Annotated in this window: 14 protein-coding genes; 6 read left to right on the top strand and 8 right to left on the bottom strand. The window is 72.2% G+C overall.

The window, feature by feature from the left end; genetic code table 11:
* Window positions 1-280 precede the first annotated feature (280 nt).
* The 3 genes from ACWD6N_RS20355 (at window position 281) to ACWD6N_RS20365 (ending at window position 2,646) form a co-directional block, all read left to right on the top strand.
* Window positions 281-703 carry an MmcQ/YjbR family DNA-binding protein gene (locus ACWD6N_RS20355; protein ID WP_387326608.1) on the top strand — a complete coding sequence of 141 codons (423 nt, stop codon included), beginning with the start codon at window positions 281-283 and terminating at the stop codon, window positions 701-703.
* Window positions 704-852: 149 nt separating this feature from the next.
* Entirely contained in the window at window positions 853-1,890 is a 1,038-nt protein-coding gene (locus ACWD6N_RS20360) for an L-dopachrome tautomerase-related protein (protein WP_354966730.1), read from the top strand.
* 60 nt (window positions 1,891-1,950) lie between these two features.
* Window positions 1,951-2,646 (top strand): alpha/beta fold hydrolase, encoded by a 696-nt coding sequence (locus tag ACWD6N_RS20365; RefSeq protein ID WP_354966731.1) that lies wholly within the window; start codon window positions 1,951-1,953, stop codon window positions 2,644-2,646.
* A 99-nt stretch (window positions 2,647-2,745) separates the two neighbouring features.
* Here the strand turns inward: ACWD6N_RS20365 and ACWD6N_RS20370 are convergent, their stop codons facing one another.
* From ACWD6N_RS20370 to ACWD6N_RS20380, 3 genes are all read right to left on the bottom strand, one after another.
* Window positions 2,746-3,999, bottom strand: coding sequence for an MFS transporter (locus tag ACWD6N_RS20370; RefSeq protein WP_354966732.1), 1,254 nt, complete (start codon window positions 3,997-3,999; stop codon window positions 2,746-2,748).
* Complete coding sequence (locus ACWD6N_RS20375) at window positions 3,996-4,592, bottom strand: ArsR/SmtB family transcription factor (RefSeq protein ID WP_354966733.1); 597 nt, start codon at window positions 4,590-4,592, stop codon at window positions 3,996-3,998. Before ACWD6N_RS20375 ends, ACWD6N_RS20370 begins: the two co-directional genes overlap by 4 nt.
* Window positions 4,593-4,653: 61 nt before the next feature.
* Window positions 4,654-6,267 carry an LLM class flavin-dependent oxidoreductase gene (locus ACWD6N_RS20380; RefSeq protein WP_354966734.1) on the bottom strand — a complete coding sequence of 538 codons (1,614 nt, stop codon included), beginning with the start codon at window positions 6,265-6,267 and terminating at the stop codon, window positions 4,654-4,656.
* Window positions 6,268-6,337: 70 nt separating this feature from the next.
* Between ACWD6N_RS20380 and ACWD6N_RS20385 the strand changes: the two genes are divergently transcribed.
* Window positions 6,338-6,934 (top strand): MarR family winged helix-turn-helix transcriptional regulator, encoded by a 597-nt coding sequence (locus ACWD6N_RS20385; RefSeq protein ID WP_354966735.1) that lies wholly within the window; start codon window positions 6,338-6,340, stop codon window positions 6,932-6,934.
* A 111-nt stretch (window positions 6,935-7,045) separates the two neighbouring features.
* Here ACWD6N_RS20385 and ACWD6N_RS20390 read toward each other — a convergent pair whose 3' ends face one another.
* The 3 genes from ACWD6N_RS20390 to ACWD6N_RS20400 all read right to left on the bottom strand — a co-directional run bounded on the left by ACWD6N_RS20390 (window position 7,046) and on the right by ACWD6N_RS20400 (window position 10,766).
* The gene (locus tag ACWD6N_RS20390) at window positions 7,046-8,554 is read right to left on the bottom strand and encodes a phosphoesterase (protein WP_450005062.1); all 1,509 of its coding nucleotides are present in this window, start codon (window positions 8,552-8,554) and stop codon (window positions 7,046-7,048) included.
* 195 nt (window positions 8,555-8,749) lie between these two features.
* Window positions 8,750-10,069 carry a CocE/NonD family hydrolase C-terminal non-catalytic domain-containing protein gene (locus tag ACWD6N_RS20395; protein ID WP_354966737.1) on the bottom strand — a complete coding sequence of 440 codons (1,320 nt, stop codon included), beginning with the start codon at window positions 10,067-10,069 and terminating at the stop codon, window positions 8,750-8,752.
* Window positions 10,070-10,094: 25 nt separating this feature from the next.
* Window positions 10,095-10,766 carry a hypothetical protein gene (locus tag ACWD6N_RS20400; RefSeq protein ID WP_354966738.1) on the bottom strand — a complete coding sequence of 224 codons (672 nt, stop codon included), beginning with the start codon at window positions 10,764-10,766 and terminating at the stop codon, window positions 10,095-10,097.
* A 496-nt stretch (window positions 10,767-11,262) separates the two neighbouring features.
* On the opposite strand from ACWD6N_RS20400, the gene ACWD6N_RS20405 reads away from it, so the two are divergent.
* Window positions 11,263-12,225 carry a helix-turn-helix domain-containing protein gene (locus ACWD6N_RS20405; protein ID WP_354966739.1) on the top strand — a complete coding sequence of 321 codons (963 nt, stop codon included), beginning with the start codon at window positions 11,263-11,265 and terminating at the stop codon, window positions 12,223-12,225.
* A 28-nt stretch (window positions 12,226-12,253) separates the two neighbouring features.
* Here ACWD6N_RS20405 and ACWD6N_RS20410 read toward each other — a convergent pair whose 3' ends face one another.
* Window positions 12,254-12,751 (bottom strand): GNAT family N-acetyltransferase, encoded by a 498-nt coding sequence (locus ACWD6N_RS20410; RefSeq protein ID WP_354966740.1) that lies wholly within the window; start codon window positions 12,749-12,751, stop codon window positions 12,254-12,256.
* A 64-nt stretch (window positions 12,752-12,815) separates the two neighbouring features.
* Entirely contained in the window at window positions 12,816-13,211 is a 396-nt protein-coding gene (locus tag ACWD6N_RS20415) for a winged helix-turn-helix transcriptional regulator (RefSeq protein WP_354966759.1), read from the bottom strand.
* 97 nt (window positions 13,212-13,308) lie between these two features.
* On the opposite strand from ACWD6N_RS20415, the gene ACWD6N_RS20420 reads away from it, so the two are divergent.
* Window positions 13,309-14,166: an NAD(P)H-binding protein gene (locus tag ACWD6N_RS20420; RefSeq protein ID WP_450005063.1), complete on the top strand. Its 858-nt coding sequence runs from the start codon at window positions 13,309-13,311 to the stop codon at window positions 14,164-14,166.
* Window positions 14,167-14,250: the final 84 nt, after the last annotated feature.

Genomic DNA, 14,250 nt, shown 5'->3' on the forward strand with positions numbered 1-14,250 from the left:
GCTGGGTCGGATCACGACATCGGCTCCCGGTCGACGCGACGGCGACGGCGCGTAACGGTGTGGCAGAACTTGTTACCACGAGCAATCCTGGCATCGCTGTAGGTGTCACGGCCATCAGCCGACACCGATGACCCGGGATGCCGATCGCTCTCAATTTCATGCACGTAGGTCTATTGACGTCTGCCCTGCTCACTCGCTAGTCCGTCGACACACGTCCCGTACGCCCGTACCGCCGTGCGAGACGGTGACCTGTCGTACCGCCCGGCTAGGGTCGCGGACCGTGACCGAACCTGGAGACGTCCCACCCGAGGTCCTCGACCGGCTGCGGCCGATCTGCCTCGGGCTGCCGGAGACGTACGAGGAGCCGGCGTGGGTGGGCACCCGCTGGCGGATCCGCAAGCGGACCTTCGCCCACGTGCTCACCGTCGATCCCGACCACCAGGCCGCCCATGCGCGCGCCGCGGACGTGGACCGCCCGACCTGCCTGCTGATCTTCCGCTCACCGCCCGACGAGATCGCCGGGCTGGTGGCCAGCGGGCATCCCTTCTACAAGCCGGAGTGGGGCCCGACCGTGCTCGGCATGGTCGTGGACGACGACACCGGCTGGGACGAGGTCGCCGAGCTGCTGACCGAGAGCTACTGCCTGCTCGCCCCGAAGCGTCTCGCGGCCCTGGTGGACCGACCGGCCCCGCCACCCGGCTGAGCGCCCCGCCGGGCGGGTGGCGGTCGGCGGCGACCCACGGGCCGCCGGTTTCGGGCGGCACGACCCGGGGATACCGCGCGCCGGGTGGTCGGCTCCCCCGGCCACCGGTTGGAGCCCACGACGCCGTCGGGCGAGTGAGGAGCGGTCCCGTGTCCACGCTGCCCACCGAGGAGGACCCTCGACTGACGCCGGTGCTCGCCGAGGACCGGGTGTGCACGGGCGTGACGACCCTGCGGGGGCGCATCTTTCTGAGCTACCCGTCGGCGGACGGGCCGGGCGTGCGGGTCGCCGAGGCACTGCCGGACGGCCGGCGCGACCCGTACCCGGATGCCGCGTGGAATCAGGCCGATCAGCCACCGGACGCCGCGTTCGTCACCGTCAACGGGCTGCGTGCCGGCCCGGACGGCCGGCTGTGGATCATCGACGCGGGCGCGCCGGGGATCGGCACCCGGCAGGTCCCGGGCGGGGCCCGGCTGATCGTGGTCGACCCGGACAGCGACCGGGTCGACCGGATCTACCACCTGGAGTCGGCGGTGCACCCCACCAGCTACGTCGACGACGTCCGGTTCCACGACGGCGTCGGTTACCTGACCGACGCCGGTTCGCCGGGCCTGATCGTGCTCGACCTCGACTCGGGGCGGGCCAGGCGGGTTCTGGACGGACATCCGAGCACCGTGGGCGGGCGCCTGGTGGCGGACGGCCGTCCCCTGCGCGACCCCGACGGCGGCGAGGTCCACGTGCACGCCGACCAGGTGGAGGTGTCCCCCGACGGCCGGTGGCTGTACTACCAACCGGCCTCCGGCGGGATGTCCCGCATCGGCACCCGGTGGTTGGACGACCCGTCGGTGTCCGCGGACGAACTGGGCCGGCGGGTCGAACGGTGGTTCGACACCCCGAGCACCGGCGGTACGGCGATCGACGCCGCCGGCACCATCTACCTCAGCGATGTGGAACGACGGCGCATCCTCGCCCTGGCGCCGGACCGCACCGTGCGCACACTCGTCGCCGACTCCCGGCTCGCCTGGGTGGACGCCATGTGGATCGACGCCGACGCCCAGCTCTGGCTGCCGGCCGCCCAGTTGCACCTGACCGCCGGGCTCAACGGCGGGCGCGCCGCCGTCGACTACCCGGTCCGGATCTACCGGATGCCGGTCGACGCCGGCCCGCCCGCACTGGACCACTGCTGAACGAACGAACGCTCGGCGGGTGCGGCGGCGATGTCGGAGGGCCCGGCTAGGGTCCGGTCCATGGCTGAATTCGTACTGGTGGCAGGGGCGTGGTTGGGGTCGTGGGCGTGGGACGAGGTGCTGCCGCCGCTGCGCGCGGCCGGCCACGGCACCCATCCGCTGACCCTCTCCGGCCTCGCCGAGAAGCAGGGTGTGCCGGCCGGGCAGCAGACCCACGTGCAGGACATCGTCGGTGAGATCGAGCGGCGCGACCTGCGCGACGTGGTGCTGGTCGGGCACAGCTACTCGGGCATCCCGGTGGGTCAGGCCGCCGGGCGGATCGGCGACCGGCTGAGCCGGGTGGTCTTCGTCGACTCGGAGGTGCCGGTCGACGGCGGGTCGTTCGCGTCCGGCTGGTGGCAGGGCCCGGCGGCGCTGGAGTCGTTGCTCGCCGACAACGGCGGCTACTGGCCGCCGCTGAGCGCGGCCGAGCTCGACGGCCAGGGGCTCACCGACGAGCAGGTCGCCCGGTTGACCAAGGGCTTCACCCCGCACCCCGCCGCCACGCTGACCGAGCCGGCCGTGCTGACCCGCCCGCTCGGCGAGCTGCCGACCACGTACGTCAAGTGCCTGCTCGACGGGCCCGAGCCCAACGACACCGTGGCCGAACTGCTGACCAGCGAGCACTGGCGACTGGTCACGATGGCCACCGGCCACTGGCCGATGGTCTCCCAGCCCGCGGAGTTGGCCCGGTTGCTGCTGGCCCCCGCAGGCTGAGCTGCCCGGGGCCGCTCAGGCGATGGCGGCCCCTGGGCGTCGGGCGCTCCCCACCGGCGGTGCGGCGCCCGCCGCACGGCCGGTGGTCTGCCGGAGGGGTCAGGTCGCCGTATCGAGGCTGGCGATGTGGCGCACCGGCGACGCGAGCAGCCAGAAAACGGCGAGCGCGCCGCCCAGGCCGGCGACGACGAGCGTCGGCCGCAGCCCGATGGTCGTGCCCAGCGCGCCACCGACCAGCGCGCCGAGCGGCCGGATCCCGTAGTTGACCGCGCCGTACGCGCCGGCCCGGCGGCCCCGTGCGTCGTCGGGCGTGACCGCGGTGATGAGGGCGTTCAGGTTGACGTCCATGAGCATCACCCCGACGCTGGAGACCAGCTCGATGGCCGCCAGCGTGGCCACCTTCGCCCAGGTCGGCCCGGTCACCAGCGCGGTCAGCGCCAGCGGCGCGGGAAAGAGCACCGCGCCGATCATCGCGGTACGGCCCAATCCGATGGCGCGGGAGACCCGGGGCGCCAGTGCCGCGCCCGCGAGCCCGCCGATCGCGCCGGCGCCGAACGCGATGCCGATGGCGCCGGCGGACAGGTCGAGTTCGCGATTCGCGTACAGCACCAGCAACGCGGTGGCGATGAAGGAGAAGAAATTGACGGTGCTGGTGCAGCCGAGCGCGGCGCGCAGCACCGGGTGGCGCAGCACCAGCACGAGACCTTCGCGGACGAGGCCGAGAGTGGACGACCGCCGTGGCGGCGGAGGCGCCTCGGTCACCGGGATGCGGCCGATCAGCAGCGCGGACCCGAGGAACGACACCGCGTCGACGATGACGGCGACCGGCGCGCTCAGCGCCTGGACCAGTCCACCGCCGACGGCAGGGCCGGCCATGAAGGACACGGCGCGGCTCATGCTCAGTTTGCTGGTCGCGTCGACGTAGGCCGACGGCGGCACCAACGCGACGAAGAACGCCTGGCGCGCCATGGCGAACAGCACCGCCCCGGCGCCGGTCAGCAGCGCCACCAGGTAGAGCTGGGTGAGGGTGACCGCGTCGAAGAGGTAGGCCACCGGCAGGCTGAGCAGCACCGCCGCGCGGACCAGGTCGGCGATGATCAGGAGCCGGCGCTTGCGGGTGCGCTGGTCCACCCACGCGCCCAGGAACAGGCCCAGCAGGTTGGGCAGCCAGATCAGCGCGGTGAGGACACTGACCTGCGCAGGGGTCGCGGCGAGCAGGGAGACGGCGATCAGCGGCAGCGCCAGCTCGCTGATCCGGTCACCGAACTGGGAGATCGTCTCGCCGATCCAGAAGGTGCGGAACCGCCGGTCGCGGTGCAGGGCCGGCGGTGGCGCGGTGTCGACGGTGGTCACGACGTCGCCGGGTCGTCGCCGGGCTCGGGCAGCAGGTAGCGCAGCATCCGGACGACCTGCGCGCCGGCCGGTGACTCCTGCTCGTCCTTGCGCCGTACGTACGGGGCGAGCAGCTGCTCGATCGCGTCCTCCAGCTGCCGCAGCTCGTCGGGGGTTGCCACGAACCGGGTGTCGGCCACCCCGGCCAGCCCGCGCCACTCGGCGTCCAACCGGGGCTCGTCGTGCAGCAGCCACTGCTGCGGCGCGTCGGCTGCCCGGGCGAACATCTCGCCGCGCAGTTGACGGCCGGCGGCCTGCCCCTCGGCGTCGTCGGGCAGCGTGAAGCGGAAGCCCCGGGCGGCCGCCTGCCACCAGCGCTCCCGCTTGCTGGTGGCGCCCTCCCAGTCGGTGACCAGGCCGAACGTCGCGAGATGCCGGAGGTGCCAGCTGACCACCGACGGCGTCGCGCCGACGTGCGGCGAGAGCCCGGTGGCGGTCGCGGGGCCGTGCCGCTGGAGGCGGTCGAGGATGGCCAGCCGGACCGGGTGGGCCAGCGCGCGCAGCGCCTGCGGCTCGGTGACCTCGAAATCCCCGAACGGATTCTTGAGAGACATGTTTCGAAAGTAGTCTCTCAGATTGGTCGGGGCAACCCCCGGCCCAGCCGGATCGCCGCGGTCAGCTCACCCCCAGCCGGGCCAGCGGCTCGACCAGCTCGCGCTCCTCGTAGCTGAGGTGGGACAGCAGGGCGTCGGTCAGCAGGTTGACCGCCGCACGCAGCTCGGCCAACCCGTCCGGCGCCCCGACGTACGCGACCAGGGCCCGGTCCACGCCCTCCAGGACGTCGTGGATGACGTGGTGTTCCTGCTCCAGCCGGTCGATGACCGGGCGGAGCCGGGCGTCGGCCTGCCGCAGCCGCGGAAAGAGCGCCTGGTCCTCGATGGTGTGGTGGGTGGTGACGATGCGGCAGTAGGACTCGCAGTAGGCGCCGAGCGTCCACCGGTTCTGTCGCATCGTCATCGTGTTGATGTGCGACCGGGCCATGCCGGCGTCGATCTCACCGGCGGCGACCTGCTCGATCAGATCGTGGATCTGGGCCAGCTCGCCACGCAGGCCGTCGTGCACCTGCACCAGGTGCTGGCCGGTCGCCTGCTCCTGTGCGGTGTAGGTGCGCGTCGGGTCGGGCGCGGGCCCGCTCGGCCGGGCCGACTCGTCCCAGACGCGCTGGTCGCTGAGCCGCCGCCCGTCGTCGGGGGTCGGCACGACGGCGAACGCGCCGCCTGTCACGCGCGGCCGCGCCGGGGGCTCGACGACGGCCGCCGGCTCGGTGACCGGGGAACGCGCCGGCGCGGAGCCACGGTCGCGCTCGGCGGCGACCAGCTCGCGGACGGCGGGCGCCACCTCACCGGCGAACCGGCGCAGGTCGTCGGGGTCGTCGCTGCCGAGGATGAAGGCGCTGATGCCGTCGCTTAGCGCGAGCTCGGCCAGCTCCCGCGCCCACTGCTCGGTGGGCCCGTGCAGCGTGCCGCGCCCGGCGGAGGCGAACTGGCCGGAGATGTTGAGCAACCGGCGGACGTCCCCGGGCGAGCGGCCGGCCTGCCGCGCGGCGTCGTCGATGATCTCGTTGCCCTTGGCCAGATCACCGGGCTGGAGGTAGCCCAGCGACGGCAGCCACCCATCGGCCCGGCGGCCGGTGAGCTCGAGCATGCGCGGCTTGTACGCGCCCAGCCAGATCGGCACCGCGTGCGCGGGGGCCGGGCCCCGCTTGGCGCCGACGACCCGATGGAACTCGCCGTCGACCCGCACTCCTCCCCGCGCCTCGGCGTCCCAGAGCTGGCGGATGACGTCGATGGCCTCCTCGAGGGCCCGCACTCCCTGCCCGGGGGTCAGCCGTCGGCCGCCCATCGCCTCGATGGCCTCCCAGAACGCGCCCGCGCCGAGGCCGAGCTCGACCCGGCCGCCGCTGAGCAGGTCCAGGCTGGCGACGCTGCGGGCGAGCACGGCCGGCGGGCGTAGCGGCAGGTTGGTGACGTTCGCCGACAGGTGCACCCGACTGGTCCGCGCGGCCACGTAGCTCAGCAGCGTCCAGGTGTCGAGGAACCTCGGCTGGTACGGGTGGTCCTGGAAGGTGACCAGGTCCAGCCCGACCTGCTCGGCCAGGACTGCGAGGCCGACGGTGCGGTCCGGATCGTCGCTGCCCGGCGTGGTGAACGATCCGAACACCAGGTCGTGGCCGTAGTCGCCCATCTGCGGAGCCTCCGTTTCGCGCGACGCCTCGGTACGACGCGTCATGACCTCAACCTTATGCCATACAGAACATCTGTTGCCAACAAGGTCTGCGGTGCTGCGCTATTGTCGACGCATGACGGGTGCCAGTGACACGCGGGACCGGCCCGATCCGCTCGACGACGACCTGGGCTGGATGCTCGGGATCGTCTTCCGTGGCTACGTCCGGGCGGCCGAGCACGCGCTCGCCGACTTCCCCGGCGGCCCGCGCGGTTACCAGGTGCTCACCGCCGCGATCAACGGACCGGCCCGGAACCAGGGTGCGATCGCTGAGGAACTCGGCATCGACCGCACCGTGCTCACCTACCTGATCGACGACCTGGAACGCCCCGGGATCGTGGCCCGTCGGGCGGACCCGGCCGACCGGCGCAGCCGGCTGGTGGACGTCACCGCCGCCGGCCGCGCGGCGTGGGAGCAGCGGCGTCGGGCGCTGCGGCAGGTCGAGTCGCACCTTCTGGGGGCGCTCACGCCGGCCGAGTCGGCGACGCTGCGGGCCCTGCTCCAGCGGGTCGCCTGCTCGGCCCAGGCGGTCGACCCGCTGCGCGACCTATGCGAGGTGGTCGCGCAGGTGCGGCCCGACCCGGCCGCCCCTGGCCCGAACCGGTCGGGGGCAGCGCCCGAGCCGGGCAGTCGGGCACCCGCCGCCCGGGCCCGCCGCCGCGGCACCGCCTGACATCCGGGCGAGTCGCCCGCCAGCCGCTGAAAGCGGCGCGGGTCCGCCAGCACCGCCCGACCGTCGTGCGTCGAGCCGTACCGGCGGACCCGCGATCCGCTGTCGCGCTGGTCAGCGCACGTGCACGAACACCGGGTTCGAGTAGAACCACAGGTCGTCCCACGGGCTCTCCAGCCCGTCGGCGAGCGGCTCGGCCTCGTCAGTACTGGTGCCGCGGACCCGCGCGTAGGTGTCGGTCTCGACGTTGCGCAGGGTGTGCCGGATGACGTAGTCCGCTCCCTGCCGGCGCCAGTCGCGCGGGCCGAAACGGGCCACCACCTTGGTGGTGGGGTTGGTGTCGGCGTCCAGGCTGGCGCTCGGCCCGGTGATCTGGCCGACGATCAGGTCGACCCGGCGGACCTCGGGCCGGTCACCGTTGGCGTTCTCGCCGTTCAGCGGACGGAACTTGATCTCGATGTCGACGTCGGTGCGGTTGCGACGGCTGACCGTGATGGTCTCGCCCACCTCGGCGGTCTTGCCCTGGGACTTGGCGGTGACGTCGAGGCTGCGGATCAGATCGCCGGTGGTGACCCAGATCCGGCCGTTGCGCAGGCCGTCCATGATGTCGCCGTAGTCCTGGCGGGCGTGCACGTAGGTCTTGCTGTACTCGCCCGGCCAGAAGTCCGAGCCGCCGCGCGTCCAGTGCACGTGCGAGTCCGAGGTCGCGGTGATCCACCAGCGTCGGCCCTCACCGAGCAGCGAGTCCCACAGCCCGCCGACCCGCGCGGTCATCTGGTCGAAGCCGCCGTAGGTGGGGTGGTTGCCGTACCCGCCCCGCGCGCCACCGTTGAGCGGACCGGCCTGGTGACCGGGTGCGCCCTCGAAGCCAATGTAGACGTCCGGCGCGGCGTTGTTGCCGTTGCGGAACTCGCGCGGGGTGTCCTGGCCGTAGACGCCGAGACCGGGCGCCGAGCGGGACGCGTGGTGGGCGATCACCAGCGGCTTGTGCGGCATGCCCCGCGCGACCTTGAGGAACTCCACCATCTTGGCCTCGGTGTCCCGGGCCGGGTCGGTGGGGAACGCGTCGTACTTGGCGAACCGGCTCTCCAGCTCGAAGAGCTGCTTCGCCTCGTCGTCGTGGCGCGGGATCATCAGCGTGTGATGGTCCAGCGAGGGCGCGTCGAACTCCATGCCCCAGAACTGGAGCACCTCGGGGACCAGCTTGCGCGAGCGCAGCAGGTCGGGGTACGCCTGTTCGATGTTCACCTTCGAGTGCGTCGGTCCACCGTGATCGGTGCACATCGCCCAGGTCAGACCGAAGTTCTTGGCCATGATGGCGTTGGTGACGATCGGGTAGACCGCGTCCGCGCCCTTGTGGAAGACGATCGGCGACTTCGTGGTGTCGAACTCACCGCTGTACTCCGAGTGGACGTGGTGGTCACCGGCGCGCCACGCCCGGGCCTTCGGGTCACCCCGGTCGTTCTTGTCGTCGCCGGGCCGCCGCTCCTCGTCGGCCCAGGCCGCACCGCCGCCCACCAACGGGCTGGCCGCGGCCAGCGTCGCGCCGATGCCCGCGTACTTGACCAGCTTGCGCCGCGACAGCTGCGCGCGCTCGACCTCTTCGGGTTGCTTGTCCCTCACGTGCGAGCCTCTCCTCGATCAAGCGAATACTCTTTGATCAAGAAGCCTCGGAGAGGGCCGTTAACGGCGGTTGTACGGGATACGGGTCCACGATGAACACCCTGCCCAAACCCACTGAAGGCGCTGCCGTCAGCGGCGCGACGCTGCGGTCGGTCACCCGATGACAGCGTGGGGTGCCGGAAACGGGCCGGCCGGTCAGGGCACCTGCCGGGTGTCCCGCGTGGTCCGGGCCGCCGACGGGTCGGCCGGCGCGGTGACCACCCGTGGCGCGACGTCGACCGTGGGCAACCCGGCCCGACCGGCGAGCGGGAGGATCAGCTCGCTGCGGCCCAGGTCGACCCGGACGGTGGCGTCCCGGTCGTCGGTCTCGGTGAACTCCGGGTCGCTCTGGCCGAGCACCAGCCCGAGCACGTGGCCGGCGGGCAGCACCGCGTCGTACGCGTTCAGCGGCACGGTCACGGTGTACCAGCGGTCCGGCAGCAGCGGGGTGCGGAACCGCAGTGAACGGTGGTGGGCGGCGTCGAGCCAGCCCCGGGTCAGCACCGCGTGGTCGGAGACCCCGGTGATCTCCTCGGTGTCCCGGTAGCAGGCGTCGTCGGCGGTCGTGGAGGCTCCCCAGCAGGACTCGGTGCTCAGCGTCCGCACGCCCTCCGAGCTGTCGTAACGGATCCGCTCGGCGGTGCCGTAGTCGACCAGCCGGGCGGTCAGCTCGGTGGTCGGCCGGTCCACCCGGACCCGCAGCCGCACCGAAGGGCTGCCGGAGATCCGTACCGGCGCCGCGAGCGCTCCGGAGAGGAAGACCAACCGCCCGGACGTCGCGGTGTTCGGCTCGGCGACCAGCTCGGCCTCGGTCAGCGACTCGTCGACGTACGCCTGCTCGCGGCCCGGCCGGGCGCCGCGCCCGCCGAGGGTGCCGGTCACGCCGTCCCCGGCGCCGAGGGCGACCCGGACCGACCGGGTGCCGGGCGCCGGCCAGTCCCGCTGCGTCGTCCACGTTCCGGGCGCGGTCTCCAGGTCGACCCGCGGCTCGTCCATGACCCCGTTGTGCAGCCCCTGCAACCAGTAGTCGAACCAGCGGTGCAGGGAGTCGACCCACTCGGCGCGTCGGACGTCGAACGGGTCCTCGTGGCCGGCCTGGTAGAGCCAGAGCTTGCGGGGCACGCCCTGCTCGGCCAATTCCTGCCACCAGCGGGCGAACTGGTTGGTCGTGACGTTCAGGTCGTTGACGCCGTGCGCCACGAACACGCTGGTCCGGACGCGGCCCGCGGCGGGCCGGTAGTCGCGTTGCGCCCAGAAGCGGTTGTGGTCACCGGTTTCCTCGGCGCTGTCGGCGCACAGCCGGGCCAGCACGTCCGCGCAGACCCCGTCGGTGCGGCCGTTGACGTAAAAGTGCAGGTAGCCGGGATAGTCGGCGGACCGCAGCACCCCCTGGTAGCGCATGTAGTCGTACCAGCTGAAGATCGCGGAGATCGGCACGATGGTCGCCAGCCCCGGGATGCGGCGCGTGGATGACATTCCATCGCATCGATACCGGTCTTGCCTAGGGCGCGTTTCTAATCCGGGCTCGGGGCAGCCAGCCCAGGAAGCGCAGCCGGGCCCCGGGCAACGGCAGCGTGGGCAGGTCCTGCGCGGCGGCGACGAGGCAGGAGCCGAGGTACACGGCGAGGGCGGCGCGCGCCCCACCGAACTCGGCGAGGAGTTGACTCTGCTTGGTGGCACAGGGCCAGTCGCGACCACAACCGGTGCAGGTCCAGGTCGGCGGGCTGGGCAGGTGTTCCGGCAGCTTCGGCCGGTACCGGCCCACGACGTTGTTGTCGGAGCGTACGTCGCGTCGCCCGGGCACCGGGCCGCCGTTGCGGTGCGTGGGCTGCCGGCCGGCGGGCAGGTAGCGCCGGACGGTGCCGAGGAGTGCGCCGACGCGGACCAGCGCGTCCGGCCCCACCTGGTGGGTCAGCAGCGCCGTCAGCAGGTGGTGCCCCAGCAGGTCCATGGAGTCGCGGTTCAGGCGCAGGTCGCGGCACAGGTCGACGAACTGGGGCGTCGTGAGCGGCACCCGGTCGTCGAGCGCCCGGCGCAGCACCTCGCGCAGCGCACTCCCGAGGCTCTGCAACGCGTCCGTCTCGCCCAGTGCCAGACTGTCCTCGCCCGCCACCCGCGCGAGCGTCTCGGCCACGGCGAACCGAACGACCCGGTCAGATTCGGTACTGTCCAATGGTCTCCCCCTACGTGGCCAGTCGCCCGGCATCCCCTACGACCCCCGGGGAATCATGAAAAGAATTCCGCCGGTGCAACCTGCATGGCTAGGCCAGTAGACGCAGGAACCCCGGACGCGGTAGCCGGAAAGCGAAGTCGACTCAACGGATCGGACGAGCGCGAGCGGAACACGGGCGGATTATCGTAGGGATTGAGTTCCCGTCATTGGCTATTCCGATAGCGGGAATCAAAAGATCAGCTCCGATCCACACTGGCTCGACCGACCGCCGCCGTCCCGCTCACAACGCTCCATTCACCCCGAGATCTCCCAACCCGAACACCCCCGCCGCCAGGTCCCGCCACCCGTCCGAACTGGACGACGCGGGCGGGCACTGGCACCGCAACGGCTCCGCCGGCAGCAGCGTGCCGGGACGCGCCTCCGCGCAGGCACGTCCCGACCTCGCCGCCGGCCCTGGTTCGCCATTCGGCGGCACCATTCCGGACGGAGACAGCGGATGACGTCACCAGTGCAGACCCGAGGGTTCGACAGCCGAGATCCGTCGGCCATCCACCACTTCCTGGCCAGGACGTACAACACGGAACTACGAATGCGCGGCGGGGACGACGGAATCCGGCTCGTCCACAAACGTGTCGACGCCGGGCCGTTCGCCGTCGCGACCACCGGGCAGACGGCGTACCTCGACATCGAGGTGGGCGCCATCGACGGATTGGTGATCTGCCGCGCCCACACCGCCCGGGTCGACCGTACCTGTGATGGCACGGCCCACCGGTTCGCTCCCGGCGACGTCTTTCTCGCCACCCGGCCCGACCTGCCATACAGCGTGCGCTGGCACCCCGGCGAGGTGGAGATCTGTGTGCTGGACCTCGCGGTGCTCTCGCAGGTCGCCACCGCCGCGCCGGGCCGGCGACCCGGTCAGATCCGGTTCACCGACATCGGCCCGGCCTCGGCGACCCTCGCCCGACAGTGGCGCAACACCACCAGCTACGTCAGCGACGTCGTCCTGAACAACCCGATCGCCAGCGCGCAGCCGCTGGTGATCGGCAACGCCGCGCGAATGCTCGCCGCGTCGGCGCTCACCGTCTTTCCCAACACCGCGGTCACCGATCCGACCGTTCAGGACCGACGCGACGCCAACACCGCAACGTTGCGCCGGGCCATCGCCTTCATGGACGAGCACGCCGACCGGGACATCACGGCGGCCGACATCGCGGACGCCGCGGCGGTCTCCCTCCGGGCGGTGCAACTCGCCTTCCGCCGTCATCTCGACACCACCCCGATGGCGTACCTGCGGCAGGTCCGGCTCGATCGGGCCCACCACGACCTGCTCCTGGCCGACCCTCGCCGGGACACCGTGTCGGCGATCGCGAGCCGGTGGGGGTTCGCAAACCACAGCAGGTTCACCGCCCGGTACCACGCCAGTTACGGAGTACCGCCCCGCGAGACGCTCAACGCCTGACGGCCAGGCGGGCACCGTCACGGACGGCTCACGAGGCGCGTGGCAGCGCGAGCCACTCCTGCCAGGTGATGTCGCGGCCCAAATAGCGGGGCTGACGGAAGGGCCAGTCGGCCGCGATCCACCGCGGCACCAGCGCGTCGAGCGCGCGCTCCTCCTCGCCGCCGACAAGATCGTCCACCACCCACCAGGAGACCTCGCCGTCGGAGCCGGCGCGCTCGGGCGGGTCGATGTAGACGCAGCCCAGGATCGCCGTCTCCTCCTCGTCCAGCAGCGCGTAGTTGAACGACTCGTGCGCGGCTATCTCCTTCTCGTGCCGCAGCAGATCGATGCGGTCCTCTTCATAGGTCATCGTCGCCGGGGGCCAGGCCCAGGCCGGGCCGAAGATCTCCCACAGGCGCTCTTGGGAGCCCATCACGGCGGGGTAGTCGAGCGGGGTGTCCGCCTCGCGGATCGGCCGCAGGTGCAGCGCGGTGCCGGGCACGGGCACGTGGACGGGGTGGACGAACTCGTCAGGCAGCCAGCTCATGAGGGCTGAGGCTACAACCCGGCCGCCGCAGGATGATCAACGCGGCAGGTGTGCCGCGGAAGCGCTAGCCCCGGTCGCGCTCGTGGGCGTCGCGCGCGGTCTGCAGCTCGGGCACCGAGGCCTCCAGCAGGTTGGCGAGGCCGCGAAGCTGCTCCGCGACCCGGCTGCCGAGGGGCGTCAGCGAGTATTCGACACGCGGCGGGATCGCCGTGAGGACCTCGCGGGTGAGCATGCCGTCGCGTTCCAGGGTCTGCAGGGTCTGGGAGAGCATCCGCTCGCTGACCCCGTCGATGCGGCGGCGCAGCGCGTTGAACCGGTAGCGACCTTCACCGAGCGCGAGCAGGGCCAGCGACGCCCACTTCGAGGTGACGTCCTCGAAGGCCGCGCGGGAGGTGCAGCCCCGCGCGAAGACATCGCTGACGAGTTCCTGGGTAGGCCCCGCCGGGTCCCGGGCCGGCATGTCGCTCACCTCACCAGCCTACCCCACAGTTACGACTTAGCATGTGCTGTAGATTCGTAAGTGCTTACAGGTTTGCATCACCCTACCGGAGGTTGTCATGCCCACCTATGCCGTCACCGGCGCCACCGGCCGCCTGGGCCGCCTGGTGATCCAGCAGCTGCTCGACACCGGCGTATCCGCCGCCGAGATCGCCGCCATCGTCCGCACCCCGGAGAAGGCCGCTGACCTCGCCGCGCGTGGCGTCGAGATCCGTCGGGCCACCTACGACGACCCGTCGATGCTGCCCGGCGCCGTGGCCGGCGTACGCCGCCTGCTGCTGATCTCCGGTGACACGCCCGGTCAGCGCGTGCGCCAGCACACCGCGGTCATCGACGCGGCCAAGCTCGCCGGTGTCGAGCGCCTGATCTACACGAGCATCCTGCGCGCCGACACCACGACGAACCCGCTGGCGCCGGAGCACAAGGCCACCGAGGAGATCCTCGCCGCCTCGGGCCTCCCCCACACCGTGCTGCGGAACAGCTGGTACACCGAGAACTACACCGACCAGCTGCCGCAGTACCTGCGGACGGGCACGATCCTCGGTGCCACCGGTGGCAGCAAGGTCTCCGCCGCGACCCGGGCCGACTACGCGGCTGCCGCCGCCGCGGCGCTGACCCGCGAGGAGGAGGGCAACACCGTCTACGAGCTGGGCGGCACCGCCTTCACCTTCGACGAGCTGGCAGCGGCCGTCACCGAGGTCACCGGCACCACCGTCGTCCACCAGGACCTGTCGGCCACCGAGCTGGCCTCGGCCCTGGAGAACGTCGGGCTCGACGCCGGCACCGCCGGGTTCGTCGCCGCGCTCGACCGCTCGATCGCCATCGGTGAGCTGGTGACCGACAGCGACGATCTCAGCCGGCTGATCGGAAGGCCGAGCACCCCGCTGCACGACGCGATCCGGGCCGCGCAGGCCTGACCGTCGGCCGAGCCGACCGGCAAGCCGGGCGGGCGACGGGTGTCCGTACCCGCCGCCCGCCGGCGCGCTCCGCCCACACCGGAC

Source organism: Micromonospora sp. NPDC005163 (assembly GCF_053599835.1).